General features: G+C 47.6%; 12 protein-coding genes and 1 pseudogene. 11 read left to right on the top strand and 2 right to left on the bottom strand.

Going from position 1 to position 15,187, the window contains the following annotated elements; translation table 11 throughout:
• Window position 1 precedes the first annotated feature (1 nt).
• From HPT30_RS08825 to HPT30_RS08795, 7 genes are all read left to right on the top strand, one after another.
• Complete coding sequence (locus tag HPT30_RS08825) at window positions 2-676, top strand: urea amidolyase associated protein UAAP2 (RefSeq protein ID WP_175371035.1); 675 nt, start codon at window positions 2-4, stop codon at window positions 674-676.
• Entirely contained in the window at window positions 669-4,289 is a 3,621-nt protein-coding gene (gene uca / locus HPT30_RS08820) for an urea carboxylase (RefSeq protein WP_175371034.1), read from the top strand. Before HPT30_RS08825 ends, uca begins: the two co-directional genes overlap by 8 nt.
• A complete protein-coding gene (locus HPT30_RS08815; protein ID WP_175371033.1) occupies window positions 4,286-6,019 on the top strand; it encodes an allophanate hydrolase in 1,734 nt (577 codons plus the stop codon). The genes uca and HPT30_RS08815 overlap by 4 nt, the downstream gene beginning before the upstream one ends.
• A gap of 778 nt (window positions 6,020-6,797) precedes the next feature.
• Complete coding sequence (locus HPT30_RS08810; RefSeq protein ID WP_175371104.1) at window positions 6,798-7,808, top strand: LacI family DNA-binding transcriptional regulator; 1,011 nt, start codon at window positions 6,798-6,800, stop codon at window positions 7,806-7,808.
• Between the two features lie 135 nt (window positions 7,809-7,943).
• Entirely contained in the window at window positions 7,944-8,873 is a 930-nt protein-coding gene (locus tag HPT30_RS08805) for a carbohydrate kinase family protein (protein WP_175371032.1), read from the top strand.
• A 56-nt stretch (window positions 8,874-8,929) separates the two neighbouring features.
• Window positions 8,930-10,300 carry a family 4 glycosyl hydrolase gene (locus tag HPT30_RS08800; protein WP_175371031.1) on the top strand — a complete coding sequence of 457 codons (1,371 nt, stop codon included), beginning with the start codon at window positions 8,930-8,932 and terminating at the stop codon, window positions 10,298-10,300.
• A 27-nt stretch (window positions 10,301-10,327) separates the two neighbouring features.
• Window positions 10,328-11,260, top strand: a complete 933-nt coding sequence (locus HPT30_RS08795) for a sugar phosphate isomerase/epimerase family protein (RefSeq protein ID WP_175371030.1) — start codon at window positions 10,328-10,330, stop codon at window positions 11,258-11,260.
• Window positions 11,261-11,343: 83 nt separating this feature from the next.
• Here HPT30_RS08795 and HPT30_RS08790 read toward each other — a convergent pair whose 3' ends face one another.
• Window positions 11,344-11,970 carry an HXXEE domain-containing protein gene (locus tag HPT30_RS08790; RefSeq protein ID WP_175371029.1) on the bottom strand — a complete coding sequence of 209 codons (627 nt, stop codon included), beginning with the start codon at window positions 11,968-11,970 and terminating at the stop codon, window positions 11,344-11,346.
• Window positions 11,971-11,994: 24 nt separating this feature from the next.
• The gene (locus tag HPT30_RS08785) at window positions 11,995-12,576 is read right to left on the bottom strand and encodes a TetR/AcrR family transcriptional regulator (protein ID WP_175371028.1); all 582 of its coding nucleotides are present in this window, start codon (window positions 12,574-12,576) and stop codon (window positions 11,995-11,997) included.
• Window positions 12,577-12,990: 414 nt separating this feature from the next.
• Here HPT30_RS08785 and HPT30_RS08780 point away from each other — a divergent pair, with 414 nt between their 5' ends.
• The 4 genes and pseudogenes from HPT30_RS08780 (at window position 12,991) to HPT30_RS08765 (ending at window position 15,118) form a co-directional block, all read left to right on the top strand.
• On the top strand, window positions 12,991-13,758 hold the full coding sequence (locus tag HPT30_RS08780) for an S-layer homology domain-containing protein (RefSeq protein WP_175371027.1): 768 nt from the start codon (window positions 12,991-12,993) through the stop codon (window positions 13,756-13,758).
• 248 nt (window positions 13,759-14,006) lie between these two features.
• Window positions 14,007-14,172 (top strand): annotated as a pseudogene (locus HPT30_RS29570) (winged helix-turn-helix transcriptional regulator); the annotation flags it as partial.
• 49 nt (window positions 14,173-14,221) lie between these two features.
• Entirely contained in the window at window positions 14,222-14,530 is a 309-nt protein-coding gene (locus HPT30_RS08770) for a hypothetical protein (RefSeq protein WP_175371026.1), read from the top strand.
• Between the two features lie 51 nt (window positions 14,531-14,581).
• Window positions 14,582-15,118, top strand: coding sequence for a GNAT family N-acetyltransferase (locus tag HPT30_RS08765; protein ID WP_175371025.1), 537 nt, complete (start codon window positions 14,582-14,584; stop codon window positions 15,116-15,118).
• Window positions 15,119-15,187 lie beyond the last annotated feature (69 nt).

The following is a 15,187-nucleotide window of genomic DNA, read 5'->3' as shown; positions in this document are numbered from 1 at the left end:
CATGAGCACTTATACATTTGAACCTATACAAAGCACGCTCGATCCGGCCAAAGCTGTTTATGACAAAATCATTCCGGCAGGTGAAGGCTGGATTCATGACCTTACCGCCGGGCAGGTGCTCCGAATCCTTGATCTGGAGGGAAATCAAGCGGTGGATACGTTGTTTTACGCGGCTGAAGATCCTGCAGATCACTACAGTGCTATTCAGACGATTACCAGACAGCAAAATCTGTATTTGACGACAGGCTCAGTGCTGGTGGCTGAATCCGGACGGGAGCTGCTGCGTATCACCGCAGATACTTGCGGACGGCACGATACGATTGGAGGCGCCTGCTCGGCCCAGAGTAATACCGTCCGTTATTCTCACGATACCCTACCTATGCATAATTGCCGGGATACGTTCATGCTGATGCTGTCGGGCCGGAGTGAATTTTCCAAAAGAGATCTCGTACCTAATGTGAACTTCTTCATGAATGTCCCCGTTACACCGGAAGGCGAGCTAACCTTCGCAGATGGCGTGTCCGGCCCGGGACGTTATGTGGAGCTGGTCGCTCTTGTACCTGTAACCGTGCTGATCAGTAACTGTCCGCAGCTCAATAACCCATGTAATGCATACAACCCTACACCTGCACAAGTGCTGATCTGGGACGCAGAAGGGAGTGAGACTCATGTTTAAAAAAGTGCTTATTGCCAATCGCGGTGCCATCGCTGTCAGAATTATTCGTACACTTCGCAGCATGGGAATTGCCTCTGTTGCAGTGTACACCAAGGCAGACCGGGACAGCCTTCATGTTGAACAAGCGGATGAATCCATCCTGATCGGAGAAGGTCCGGCTAAAGAAAGCTATGTGAACGCAGCGCTTATTTTGCAGACAGCGGTAGCGGCCGGAGCGGATGCGATCCATCCGGGTTATGGGTTCCTGAGTGAGAATGCTTCTTTTGCCAGGGCCTGCGGAGAACACGGTATTACTTTTATTGGCCCCTCCCCGGAGCATATTGAGATGTTTGGGCTAAAACATACCGCACGTTCCATTGCTGAGCAGGCTGGTGTTCCCATGCTGCCCGGCACGGGATTGGTTCCATCCCTGGAGCTCGCTGTTGAACAGGCAGCCGGGATCGGTTATCCGGTCATGTTGAAGAGCACTGCTGGTGGCGGTGGGATTGGGATGAGAATATGCGGCGATGAGTCGGCGCTGCGGGAAGCCTATGATTCTGTCACACGTCTAGCGACGGCGAACTTTAACGACGGCGGTGTTTTTCTGGAGAAATACATTGCACGGGCACGTCATGTGGAGGTTCAAATCTTCGGGAATGCCTTCGGCGAAGCTGTTGCTCTTGGTGAGCGGGACTGCTCAGTGCAGCGCAGGAACCAGAAGATCATAGAGGAGACACCAGCTCCGAATCTGCCGGATAGCACGCGGCATGAGATGCACGAAAGCGCCCGCCGACTGGCGGCGACAGCCGGGTACCGCAGTGCGGGGACTGTAGAGTTTTTATACGATCCTGAATCGACGGAATTTTATTTCCTGGAGGTGAACACTCGTCTTCAGGTGGAACACGGTGTAACAGAGGAGGTACTGGGAGTAGATCTAGTGGAGTGGATGATCCTAGAGGCTGCCGGAGATCTTACGAATCTCGCCGAACGCATCCAGCCTCCGCAAGGTCATAGTCTTCAAGTCCGATTGTACGCCGAGGATTGCTTCCATGATTTCCGCCCTAGTGATGGCCGCATTGATAACATTGTATGGCCAGAGGGGGCGAGGATCGAAACATGGATTCAAAACGGGCTTGAGGTGACTACGCTGTATGATCCGATGCTTGCCAAAATCATTGTTCATGGGGATTCGAGGCCAGCGGCGATTGAGAAAATGAGGATAGCTCTGGACCAATTGCGTGTGTATGGCATAACGACGAATCAGACTTACATTCATACTTTTCTGGCGACGGACCTGTTTCAAGAAGGGCTGGTGTATACGAATATGCTGAGTGGATTCCATCCCGTGGAACATGCACTTGAAGTGCTTGACGGGGGAGTCCAGACGACTGTGCAGGACTATCCGGGACGAAAAGGCTATTGGGATATCGGTGTTCCGCCTTCCGGACCAATGGATGCACTGTCCTTTAGAATCGGGAATATCTTGCTCGGAAATGCCGAGAATGCAGCAGGGCTGGAAATGACATTACGTGGCGGGTCCTACCGCTTCAGGGATGAGATGGTATTTTGCCTCACCGGATCAGATATGGCGGCTACGCTGGATGGCAAGTCAGTTCCTTTATATACACCTACGCTGACAGCTGCAGGCTCGACGCTGATTTTGAATGAATCTGTTAGCGGTATGCGCAGCTACTTACTCGTAGGCGGCGGATTGGATATGCCGCTAACCCTCGGCAGCTCGTCTACATTTACACTGGGCGGATTCGGGGGTCATATGGGCAGTGCACTTCGTCCCGGCGCGGTCTTAAAGGTGCATCCGCATCCGGGTACAGTTCGGCAACCGCTCTCGCTGCAAACCATTCCAGAATTTACACAGAAGTGGACGATTGGTGTGATTCCGGGACCCCATTGTACGGAGGAGTATTTGCTAACCGAATATTTGGAACAGTTGACGGAGACAGAGTGGGAAGTTCATTTTAACAGCTCGCGGACAGGTGTGCGTCTGATTGGTCCTGCGCCGTTATGGGCAAGAGAGGATGGGGGGGACGCCGGACTTCACCCCTCGAATATACACGATAATGCTTATGCTGTCGGTGCGCTGGATTTGACCGGAGACATGCCCATACTGCTTGGGCCGGATGGGCCGAGCCTGGGAGGATTCGTCTGTCCGGTTACGACCGCTTCCGCTGAATTCTGGAAGGTGGGCCAGCTTCGGCCGGGAGACAAACTCTCTTTTAAACTGATTACGGTAGAAGAAGCAGAGCAGCTTAGAGAAGAGCAAAATGCCTTCCTGGACGCCATGGTGAACGGTCAAACCACCCCATCTCTGCCGCAATTGCAGGACATTTCTACGGGTGGTTATATGCCGCTGCTCGCTTATGAAGAGGATGGACGCCGGTTCAAAATCGGAATTCGTTGTTCTGGAGACGAGAACATTCTGATTGAGTATGGTGATCGTGAGCTGGATCTGCTCTACCGCTTTCAGGTGTATGTCTTAATGCAGGCTGTGAAGGATAGCGGGAACATTCCTTTTATTGAAATGACGCCGGGAATCCGTTCGCTCCAGATTCATCTGGATACGACCCGGATTACAGTAAAGGAAGCGGCTGCGATCATTCTGGATCTGGACCTGCTACTGCCGTCTCTGGAGTCGAATGAAGTCCCTTCGCGGATTGTGAAGCTGCCGCTGTCATGGGATGATCCTGCAACACAGCTTGCCATTGAACGTTATCAGCAAAATGTACGTCCTGATGCCCCTTGGTGTCCGAGTAATCTGGAGTTTATTCGTCGCATGAACGGACTGGGTTCATTGGAAGAAGTGGCAGAGGTGGTATTCAACGCTTCCTATCTCGTGATGGGGCTTGGAGATGTATATCTTGGTGCACCTGTAGCTGTACCGCTTGATCCGCGCCATCGGCTCGTTACCACGAAATATAACCCTGCACGCACCTGGACACCGGAGAATGCCGTAGGTATTGGCGGAGCTTATCTCTGTGTCTACGGGATGGAAGGACCGGGGGGATATCAGTTTGTAGGCCGAACCGTGCAAATGTGGAACAAGTTCAGGTCAACGGCGAATTTTGAGCAAGGAAAACCCTGGTTGCTGCGCTTTTTTGACCAAATTCAGTTTTACCCCGTGTCTCAGGAAGAATTGCTGCAGATGAGAGAGGATTTTCCACGTGGGGAATTCGTTGTGGAGGTAGAAGAGACCACGTTTAACCTGGGGGATTATCTCCGGTGGCTGGAGCAGATTCAAGAGCAGTCTTTCGCTTTCCGTCAATCACAACAAGCTGCATTCCAGCAGGAGAGAGCTTATTGGAAGGAGCTTGGCATTGCCGAGCATGTGTCTGAACCGGAAAGTGTGGAGGCTTTGGAAAAGCAAGATCTGCCTGAAGGAAGTATGGGCCTCAGCAGCTCCATGTCAGGAAGTGTATGGCGGGTGCTGGTGGAAGTGGGTCAGAGTGTCCGGAAAGGCGAAGATCTTATAATAGAAGAAAGTATGAAAATGGAGTTCCCGCAAAAGGCACCTTATGACGGAATTATCGCTTCGCTCTATGTATCGTCCGGTGACCAGGTGCGAGCGGGCGACTGTATCGCAGCTTTATATCCTGCTGAGGAGGTGAATGCATCATGACGATGAAATCTGTACCTCATCTGTTGTCCATTGAAGTACTGCAAAAGGGATACCGCAACCGTCAGTTTACGCCTCAGGATGTCATAGCGGCAATTATTCACCGGGCCGGGCAGACTCAGGAGAAGAACATCTGGATTCTCCCGCCATCCTTAGAGCGAATTCAACCTTACTTGGACCAGCTGATGCAAAAGAGTCCGGAAGAGTTCCCACTCTGGGGCATTCCATTTGCGGTCAAAGACAACATCGAGGTGGCTGGCTGGCCGCTGAGCGCGGCCTGTCCTGACTTTGCTTATGTTCCGGAGCATCATGCGACTGTAGTGGAGCGTCTAATCTCAGCAGGCGCGATCCCTGTTGGGAAAAGCAATCTGGATCAGTTCGCCACCGGACTGGTCGGGACCAGAAGTCCCTATGGCGATACACATAACGCACTTCGTGCGGAGTTAATTAGCGGAGGTTCGAGTTCCGGTTCGGCAGTGTCTGTAGCCTGCGGTCAGGCTGCTTTTGCGCTGGGTACTGATACTGCAGGATCCGGGCGCGTTCCCGCAGCCTTAAATCATCTGATCGGTTATAAACCGGCCGTAGGCGCATGGCCTAACAAGGGGGTACTCCCTGCTTGCCGTTCTATTGATTGTGTGACTGTATTTACGCATGTGCTGGATGATGCGGAGCGGGTGGACCTGGCAGTTCGCGGAGTAGACCGCGAAGATCCTTATTCAATAGATCGTCCCCTGCGGCGGGGAGTTATGCCGGGCACCTTTTTGCTTCCGCAAGGCTCGCTTCAGTTCTACGGGCCTTATGCGGAGCAATACGAGATCGCTTGGAATCGCAAGAAAAAAGCAATAGCAGAGCTGGGCGTGCGTGTGAAGGAAGTTGACATTTCCCTGCTGGAGGAAGCAGCGGCGCTCTTGTATGAAGGTCCTTTGGTTGCAGAACGTTGGGCAGATCTTGAGGATTTTGTGGAAAAGCATACAGGCTCCGTCTTCCCTGTGACCGAAACGGTTCTGCGCTCGGGAAGCAAGCCGGAGTTCACGTCTGCCTCTCTTTTCAAGGCACAGCATCGATTGGCAGAGATTCGACGTAGCATTACTGCAATGCTTGAAGGTAACGTACTCGTGTTGCCGACTTGCGGCGGGACCTGGACGAGGGAACAAGTAAAGGCGAATCCGATCGAGACGAATAGTAAAATGGGACTCTACACCAATCATTGCAATTTGCTGGATCTCAGTGCCCTTGCGTTCCCTGCGGGGTGGGCTGAAGCCGGGCTTCCCTTTGGGATTACACTGTTCGCACTTCCGGAAGAAGAAGCTAATCTAGTTGTGGCCTCCAGAATTCTGCTGAAGCAGGAAGATAGGATTACGGTTGCGGTGTGTGGATTGCATATGCGGGATATGCCGCTTACGCATCAAATGACGGGACTGGGAGCAGTTTTCCTGGAGGAAACCGTAACCGCACCGAAGTATGAACTGTATAAGCTTCAGACAGAGCCTCCTAAACCGGGTCTCATCCGCGCAGAGCAAGGAGGATCGTCTATCCTAGTAGAGTTGTGGGAAATGCCAAGTGCTTCCTTTGGAGCATTTGCGGCCTCCATTCCTGCTCCGCTAGGGATAGGGCGAGTGGAGTTAAGCGATGGCCGGCAAGTTAGCGGCTTTCTATGCGAAGCCTATGCTACTGTGAATGCAGAGAATATTAGCTTATTTGGAGGATGGAGAGAGGCGGCTTTGCTCGGATGATGTTTTGTTTGATGGAAGCAGGTGAAGATAAGCAGGCTCAGCATCCTCAACACAACGTTATCAACATAGCTTGTCGATTTGGCCTCATCAAAACAGCCAGTTTTGAAGGTTGAACTCACGCCCACAGAGCTAACGGACCGTAAAGTCCTTATTTGCAAATAAAGCTGCTTTAAGAGCACATAGCGGACTCAGATGACGCTATGTGCTCTAAAACAGCTGATTTTGAATATGATTTCTGCCAATAAGGGCTCTGGAGTCCGTTAAATTCCTGAAAGGCTTGATTCTATAGTAATAAGGCTTCTGGAGTCCGTTGTTTGTCGAAGAACAGAAGAGCTAGAAGCACAGAAGATTTAAAGACGCAGAAGAGCTAAAGGCACATAAGAGATAAAGGCATAGCAAAACTAAGACACATACTAACCTAATCACATATACAAAACGAACATCACCCAAAGCGAAACACGCAGCCAGAATCGAAACATCCGCGATAGTGAAACACACAGCCAGAATCGAAACATCCGCGATAGTGAAACACACAGCCATAGTAAGACGCGCACCCAAAGCGAAACACATAGACAAAACGAACCAGACTGCCAGACTATAACCCGGCTGTCTGGTTCGTCTGCTTCAGCTAACAATGAAAATATTACAGAATAAAAAAGCATAAATTATAAAAAAATAAAAAGTGTTGACGAATCTGAAAACGTTTTGATATATTTTGATTATCAACTAGAGCATCATTGAAAACCATAATGATTGCTAAGAAGAGGAGGGAAACGTTCTGTCTGTCAACATTAAAGATGTCGCGAAGAAGGCCGGCGTTTCCATCTCGACCGTATCCAGGGTACTGAATAACGGGAAGTATGTGAAGCCAGAGGTTAGGCTGATTGTGCAGCAAGCGATTGAAGACCTCAACTTCGTTCCTAACAGCATTGCCCGCAGTTTGGTGAGCAAGAAGACGAATCTGATTGGTGTGATCGCTTCCGATATCTCTACCAGTTTCTTCTCTTCCACACTTAGTTATATTGAAGAAGCTGCAAGTCAGAATCGTTACAACATTCTTGTCGGTAACATCAAAGACAATCTGGACAAGGAATTGAAGTATCTGCAGGTCTTTAAGGAGATGCAGGTTGACGGCATTATTATTATGCATGAGATGATGGATAAACATATTGAGCGGTTTCTCCAATCGTTGACGACACCCACCGTGTTTTGCAGCGCCAAACCGAATTCATCTGTGAATTGCCCTTCGGTCAACATAGATGATATGCAAGCGTCGTACGACACTGTGAAACATCTGATCTCGTTGGGACATCGGCGTATCGCTTTTATCGGGGGAGATACGAAGGAGCTCTCGACAGGGCGCTATCGTTATGATGGCTACTTGAAAGCACTCGTGGAAGCGGGGATCTCGGTGAATCCGGATTGGGTCCGTTTCGGTAATTTCAAGCTGCAGGATGGCTATGATATTATGCAGACTTTCCTACAAAGTGAACAACTGCCAACTGTTGTCTTTGCAGTCAGTGACGATATGGCCGTAGGGGCACTCAATTGTATTGTGGACCATGATCTAAAGGTGCCAGATGACATTTCGCTTGTTGGGTTCGATGATTCGAGTATTACAGAAACGGTCCGTCCGAAGCTGACTTCATTGCATCAACCGATTCAGCAGATCGGGCAAATGAGCGTCGATATCCTGATTAAAATGATTGAAGGGCAATCGCCAGGAGTTAAGGAAGTCGTACTTAGCCACAAGCTGGTGGAAAGAAGCAGTCTGAGAAGCTTGCTGTAAGAGTCTCAGGCATCTTTTTTACTCAAATCTGATAACGTTACCAGATAATCATACGATAAAACACTTACAACTCTTTTATTTATAACTGGTAACGTTACCAGAATAATTATTCGAGATTGATAGGAGGTAATTCTTGTGCAAGCTGAAAAATCTTACGATGTGCTGCTCGTGGGAGCAGGGAACATTGATATCGTCGTTAGCGGCTGCAACGCCATTCCTGATGCGGGACAAGAGATTCGGGTGCCGAATATCTCTTTTCACATCGGGGGCGGGACTGCACTCAGTGGGTTGGGCATGGCCAAGCTTGGAATGCGCCCAATGATTACTGGACTTGTAGGCGACGACTATTGCGGAAGGTTCATCATCGATGAACTTCAGCGTTATGGGGTAGCTACAGACATTGCTTTTAGCCGAACGCAAAGTACTGGGATCAGCATCGCATTTAATCCGGAAACGGACAGGAGTTTTATCACTCACGATGGCACCGTCACAGCATTTACGCTGAATGACGTCAAGGGGCAGCTGCTGTCCGAAGTCCGACACGTCCATATCACTGGATATAACGGGCGCTCCAACCATGAGGAATATATGACTTTCGTCAAGAAAGCCAAGCAAGCTAATTTGACAGTGTCCATGGACGTTGGGTGGGATGAATCTGGCGAGTGGTACGACGGTATTTTTGAGGTCATCCCATTTGTGGACGTGTTTTTTTGCAACGAGCTGGAAGCTCTCCATTATACTCGCAAATCCGATGTCAAGGAGGCCCTCTCTGTATTCGCTGCTCATGTACCTGTTGCTGTCATCAAACTTGGAGAGCAGGGAGCTATTGCTGCCAGTGGAAGGACGATGCTGCATCAACCTGCTTACCGGGTAACCGTTGTGGATACAACTGGAGCTGGAGATTCATTTAATGCCGGTTATCTCTACGGTTATCTGAATGGTCATGATTTGAAAAGCTGCTTGAACTTTGGTACCGCCTGTGGCTCGTTCTCAGTTACGAATCGCGGAGGCAACGCAGGATTTCCTACGTTACCTGAGTTGACCGCGTTTTTGGCCGAAAATTAGTCGCAGTTTCTATAGCTTCATTCTTAATTCCATATTAAATTTGAGGAGGATTTACAATGAAATTGGCATTAATCGGGGGCGCGGGTGTTCGCGCGGTATTTTTCACTAAGAGCTTAACAATGTTGGCCCAAGAGATTGGAATCACGAAATTCGTCATGTATGACATTAACCGTGAGAAATTAGAAATCATCGGCAAGTTGTGCAAGCATGTCGTTGCGGAAAGCGGCATTCCCATGGAGCTGGAATTTAGCGATGATATCGAATATGCTCTCACCGATGCGGATTACGTTATCACGACCATTCGGGTAGGGAATGACCGCTCCCGTGTTATCGACGAGCAAATTGCCCTGAAGTATGGCGTAATTGGACAAGAAACAACGGGTCCTGGGGGCTTTTCCATGGCAATTCGTACGATTCCTGTACTGCTGGATTATTGTGAGAAAATCAAACGTCTGGCGCCAAACGCTTGGGTGTTCAACTTTACCAATCCATCCGGGCTTGTCACGCAAGCCATGCACACCGCCGGTTATGACCGTGTGATCGGTATTTGTGATACACCAAGTTCGACCAAGATCCGCATTGCCGAAGCGATTAACGCTAACCCAGACGAGCTTTATGTGGAGTTTGTTGGACTGAATCATCTTTCCTGGATTACGAGCGTTGTACAGGACGGCGAAGAATTGCTGCAAGACCTCGTATCGGATAAAGCGTTTATTGCCAAGGTTGGCGAGTTCAAAATGTTCGATCCCGATTTGATCGACACGCTTAAATTACTGCCTAATGAGTACCTGTATTACTACTATAACCGGGAGCAAGCAGTTGAGAACATCATGAAGAGTGGCGATACCCGCGCCAAGTTCGTTGAAGCTAACAATGCAGAGATGCTGCGTGTGCTGGGAGAAATGGACATCGACGCTGATCCGGAAGCAGCACTGCAAACCTACCTGCGGTTCATGCACAAACGTGAGTCTTCATATATGGCTATCGAAACAAGCAAAGGCCCGATTGAGCAACCCGCAGAGAACGAGAAGCTGGAAATGCCGAACACACTCGGCTATGCCGGTGTCATGCTGGACTTCGCGAGAGCGATGAATCAAGGCATTGAGAAGCATATTGTGCTGAACATTCCAGCCGGCGACTATGTCGAAGGTTTTGAGAAAAATGATGTTCTGGAAATCACCTGCCGCATGACGGCCGAAGGCGCGGTTCCGGTTACACCGAAGAAACTGCCTGAGCATGCCTATCAACTAATGAAGAATGTGAAGTTATTCGAAAGATATACGGTAGAGGCTGTGTTGAACAAATCCAAAGATTCCGCAATCAAGGCACTGATGGTGCATCCGCTTGTCAATTCCTATTCCATGGCCAAAAGCTTGGTGAACGATTACCTTGAGGCTTACGCAGATATTCTCGGAGAATGGGAATAAGCCGGGCGTATAATAGGAGGCACTCGTATGAATAAAAAAGGGATTGGAATCAGTCTGAACGCAGAGCTTGTGAATGGAGATTTAGAAGTGCTGGAACGCCACCTGGGGTATATTGCAAACGCCGGGTGCGATTACGCCGAGCTCATCTTGCATGGACTTGACGTAGTGATCGGGGGCCGTGTTCACCAGAGACGGCTGGAGAGAGTGCGCCAGGTGCTGGATAAATACGAGCTCGGATATACGATGCATTTACCCTATGAATTGAATTTACTGTCGTGCAGTAAAGGCGATGATTACGAAAGGGTCTTCGAAGCAGGGATTGAGTTGTCAGCAGCGATTGGCGCGGACACCATCGTGTATCATAGCTCCTTTGCTGAGTTGACGGACCATAACCTTATGCAGCATTATTTTCCGACGTATGGCCGATTGCCAAGGGAAGAGCTATTTCAGATCTTGCTTGAAGAGGATGCTATGAAGCTGCGTAGATTGGGGAGCATCGCCAAGGACGCTGGCATTACGATTGGAGTAGAGAACAACATCTGGTACGATATTAAGAATGATTACACCTACGGCATGAATCCGCAGACGTTGGTGGAGCATGTTCGCTACGTCGGACTGGACAATGTAGGGATTACGCTAGATGTTGGACATTGTTATCTGACTTCCATTGCTTACGATTATGATTTCAAAAAAGCCATTGAAGCCGCGCTGCCTTATGTGAAGCACCTGCATGTACATGATAACTTCGGGGAACTGTACGATGCCAAGGCATTCATGAGCAATCTGCCTTATGGTTACGGTGATTTGCATTTGCCTGTGGGCTGGGGCGATATCCCTTATGAGGAAGTTTTCCAGTGGATAGATCAGTATCAAGGTATCGTAAACATGGAGATTGAATTCCGGCTGTATCCTCATTTTCAGGAAGCTGTCGAAGACATGAGGAAGCTATTAGCCAAGTAAGGGTATTAGTACAGATACATTGATCATCCAATGAACAAAAGTCCGCGATTTCGCGGACCTTTGTTTTTTTGAACGGGTAGAATTTATTTTTTGTGATAAGCCCCTAATTGTTGTTGTGAAAAAATATGGATGGAGTTTTTGTTTTCTAGCCACGTATTTCCTTTCACTATTAAAATATAGACAGCTACGGCAAAATAAATCGCGCTCCAAATCCAGTCAGTTACGGTTATTAAATGATGCTCATACACGTAGTTGATATACCAGATTCCAATTGGCAGATGTACAAAGATCGCGGTGAATACGCCTGGATGGTATATCCTTTTTGCTTTTATATTTGCGACGATTCCATGGAATATGATCTGGAAAAAACCCATCAAAACAGGTGCCATACCCAGCCATACGACAGATGGGAACAATAGAGGGAGCAAGTAAAACACATACGCAATAACCACATTAATTATCATTGCGGACTGTTGATTTAACGGATATCGCTCAGGGGCTTCACTTTTAAACAAAACCGTGTTAAATACGCCTGGAAAGTAACCTGGCCAACGATATTCCTCAAACTGATGCAGTAGGATCGCCACGAAACTCAACCACAAAATACTGTTAATCCGCGGAATCGTGCCCCAATTCATTGCAACATAAATGCATACAACAATTCCAATGATAAGCCCTAAATCCTGCCAATACTTTTTCAAGAAATTCATTTGAATCACCCCAATCCAAGGTTTTTAGTGAAAGTATCTGTCAAAGAGCAAATCAATTTGTTCCTCTATCGGTGCAATCTTCACGGAAGCGCCTGTTTCCAGAATAGGACTCATAAGTGCCGGAAGAAAAAGGGCTCCGAAGATCTGCATCGTCATTGTCATCAGGTGCTCTGGCTGCTGTTCATCAGCTAACTCTCGCAGCGTACTTTGGACCTTGGGGAATCCCAGTAAGTTTAGAAATGATCCATATTCATGCTGGGATGAGAAAACGGTCTTGCCCATTAAGATGATTCTAGAGAGCAACTCGGGATATTGACGGATGACTTGCAAATAATCAAGTAAGAAGTGCCTCAATCTAGCCCGTGCTGGGAGGGAGGAATCATCAAGGATAGCAAAGGTATGCTGAAAGCTATTCAATATCAACTTCACCGACTCGTTAATCAAGTTTTCTTTGGACCCAAAGTAATAGTTCACTAAGGCGACATTAGTGTTAGAGGCTTCTGCAATTTTTTTGATGGTGATACTTTCAAAGCCTTCTTGTCTGGTTAGCTCCAGTGTGGCGCGCATAATCTTCTCTTTTGTTTCCAGTTTTTTGTCTGTTTCCATCGTGTAACCTCCAAAGTATGCTTCTTTAAATTAAACGATTCGCACTAATTTAAATGATGATTTAAATAACATTTTAAATGCCATTTAAATTTAGGTTTGAATTCAGTATAGCAATTATTTTCCTGATTGCAAGCTTGATTTTGACAGTGGGCTCCCGGAATGAGAAAATGTTATTTCATAGAACTACAAAATAATAGTCAGAGCAAAGGTGGCAACAGCAACTTGCAGCAGCCAAAACGAGTGTTATACCGTTTAATTCTTTATTAGTTCTAAAGGTTGATTGCCGATTTCAAAAACACTGTTAAACAATATTTTTCTTTTTTGTATAATCTTTTCCTACAGGAATGCCGATATAGATTTGAGTCTTAAGGACTATTTTGTATTTCGATTTTATTCAAAGGAAGTGGCAATGAAGTGTTTAAAAAGAAGTGGCTTATCACCCCGCTGGTTGCGGCTACACTGATGTTCAGTCCATCCGCATTCGCAGCAAATACGTTTCCCGATGTGGACGGGACAAAATATGAATGGGCTGCCGAATCGATTCGTTCGATGGTCGACAAGGGCGTTGTCAACGGTTATGCAGATGGAACCTTCAAGCCAGGCAAAACCATAACGAAAGCAGAGTTTGTACATATGTTTCACAAGCTTTTTCCAGAAATCAATTATTCCTCCGGCAAATCTTCAGATTTTGTGGATGCGCGTAAACACTGGGCCAATAAAGATTTTGCAGCAATATTCAACGGGGACTATATATGGCCTTACACTGAAAGTCTAGCGGGCAAATATCCTGACTATCAATTCTATGTCAAGCCGGACAAACCGTTGACCCGCTGGGATGTAATGATGATTTCTTCGATCCGGACGGATTATACCGAGCAGACGCTCCATCCGGAGATTGAGGAAGTGATCACCGCAGCTTCGCAGTTCAAAGATATTAAAGTTCGTCAGGCAAATTACAATGACAATTTCTCAGCCTACTATCCGGTACTGTACATCGACAAGACCGGAGAAGAATTCTACTATGACGGTGATTTTCAGGATCTAAAGGCTGAGGCTTTCTACACTCTGACCCAAATGGGCGTTCTTACGGCTAATCAAGGATACCTTTTCCCAAAATCGCTAGTCACACGGGCTGAAGCGGTTACCATCCTACAGCGTTTGTACGAAGCCACAACTCAGTGACCTGTAAGAGAATGTGATACCAGGTCTTCAATAACCTGCTAAATGCATGGTGTAGCTTGTTAAAATATAAGGCGGCTCTCCCTTCCGTTGACGAAGGAAAAGCCGCCTGTTTGGTGTTTTTGCTAGTTTAGGATCAGTTCGTACTTCCAGACGAAGTAGTAGTCAATGGCCGGTTACAGATGCTATTATGGATGCTATGAACCATCCGGTGAAGTACACTCTTTAAAGTAAAGCAGCTACTTGAGAACAAGCGCATCAATGAGCTGAGAAGACTAATTCCTAATATCACCCATAAAATGCTGACATAGCAGCTTCGCGAGCTTGAAATCGGTGTGGGAAAAGTTATGCTTATGGGGAGAGAGTTACTTGGACAAAGTTTACGGAGACAGAGCTGCCTACTTGGAAGAGTATTAGCAACTTTCTAACCGATGCAGAATTACAAAACAATATTGGAGGCATAACAATGAATCAGCGTTTTCGGATAACAAGATCGATGCAAGAAAATAATGTGGAGCAAACCATTTCCTTGGAAGAGTGCAAGGACTACTTCTCTTCCCAACCCGACTTTACTTACTCACAGGTTCTTATTGTTAAAGGACCTGAAAGTACCATGTCTATAGATGGAGATTTTTTCAAATGGAAGCTGCTGGACGTGGAAATTCCCTTCCGTCTTTACATGGGCGATCTATACGTAGCTATTTCGCACGAAGCAATTGTTCCGAAAATGCTTGAGATCGCAACGGATCTGCGTGCAGATATCGTTGAAGGGTAACCTAAAGAAATCCCAACAAGATAATATCAATTAAACATGGGGATGATGCAGATGGTAGAGCCGCAAGTATACGTCCGTTTCCCGGAAGAAGCGGATGCCGCAGAATTGGCAGCATTGTACAAGCGTAATCGGGAGTTTTTTGAGGAGTTTTCGCCAAGCATCCCAGAGGAGTTCTACACAGAGGAATATCAGCTTGAGAAGATTATTAAGACTAAGACCGATAGAGAAGAGGACCAGCGATATGACTTCTTGGTATGCCACAGGGAGGACAATCGCATTATTGGTAGCGCAGGGTTGTCCTTTGTGTTGCGTAGCTCGCTTCAAAGCTGCATGATCGGATACAACCTGGACCGGGATTATAACGGCAAAGGCTATATGACCGAGGCTGTGAAGCAGGTCGTACGCTATGCATTCGAGGAGCTGAAGTTCCACCGGATCACAGGGGAAGCCTCTCCCCGGAATCCTGGGTCTATACGTGTACTTGAGAATGCCGGGTTTCATAAAGAAGGCATCTCCCGAAGCAATGTGAAGATCAACGGAGTGTGGGAAGATCATCAGGTTCTGGCCATTATCAATCCTGCAGATTGAATCTAGTCTAACATTTAAATCCATATAACGTAAAAAGGGTCGATATTTCTGACAACAGAAACATCGGCC

The sequence above is a fragment of the Paenibacillus agri genome (assembly GCF_013359945.1).
Lineage (GTDB): Bacteria > Bacillota > Bacilli > Paenibacillales > Paenibacillaceae > Paenibacillus_AQ > Paenibacillus_AQ agri.
This window is presented reverse-complemented; position numbering and strand designations above follow the sequence as displayed.

Excerpts from the sequence above, each read along its gene's own strand:
- HPT30_RS08825 (WP_175371035.1), top strand. The coding sequence starts at position 2 with ATGAGCACTTATACATTTGAACCTATACAAAGCACGCTCGATCCGGCC.
- uca (WP_175371034.1), top strand. The coding sequence starts at position 669 with ATGTTTAAAAAAGTGCTTATTGCCAATCGCGGTGCCATCGCTGTCAGA.
- HPT30_RS08815 (WP_175371033.1), top strand. The coding sequence starts at position 4,286 with ATGACGATGAAATCTGTACCTCATCTGTTGTCCATTGAAGTACTGCAA.
- HPT30_RS08800 (WP_175371031.1), top strand. The coding sequence starts at position 8,930 with ATGAAATTGGCATTAATCGGGGGCGCGGGTGTTCGCGCGGTATTTTTC.
- HPT30_RS08795 (WP_175371030.1), top strand. The coding sequence starts at position 10,328 with ATGAATAAAAAAGGGATTGGAATCAGTCTGAACGCAGAGCTTGTGAAT.
- HPT30_RS08790 (WP_175371029.1), bottom strand. The coding sequence starts at position 11,970 with ATGAATTTCTTGAAAAAGTATTGGCAGGATTTAGGGCTTATCATTGGA.
- HPT30_RS08785 (WP_175371028.1), bottom strand. The coding sequence starts at position 12,576 with ATGGAAACAGACAAAAAACTGGAAACAAAAGAGAAGATTATGCGCGCC.
- HPT30_RS08770 (WP_175371026.1), top strand. The coding sequence starts at position 14,222 with ATGAATCAGCGTTTTCGGATAACAAGATCGATGCAAGAAAATAATGTG.
- HPT30_RS08765 (WP_175371025.1), top strand. The coding sequence starts at position 14,582 with ATGGTAGAGCCGCAAGTATACGTCCGTTTCCCGGAAGAAGCGGATGCC.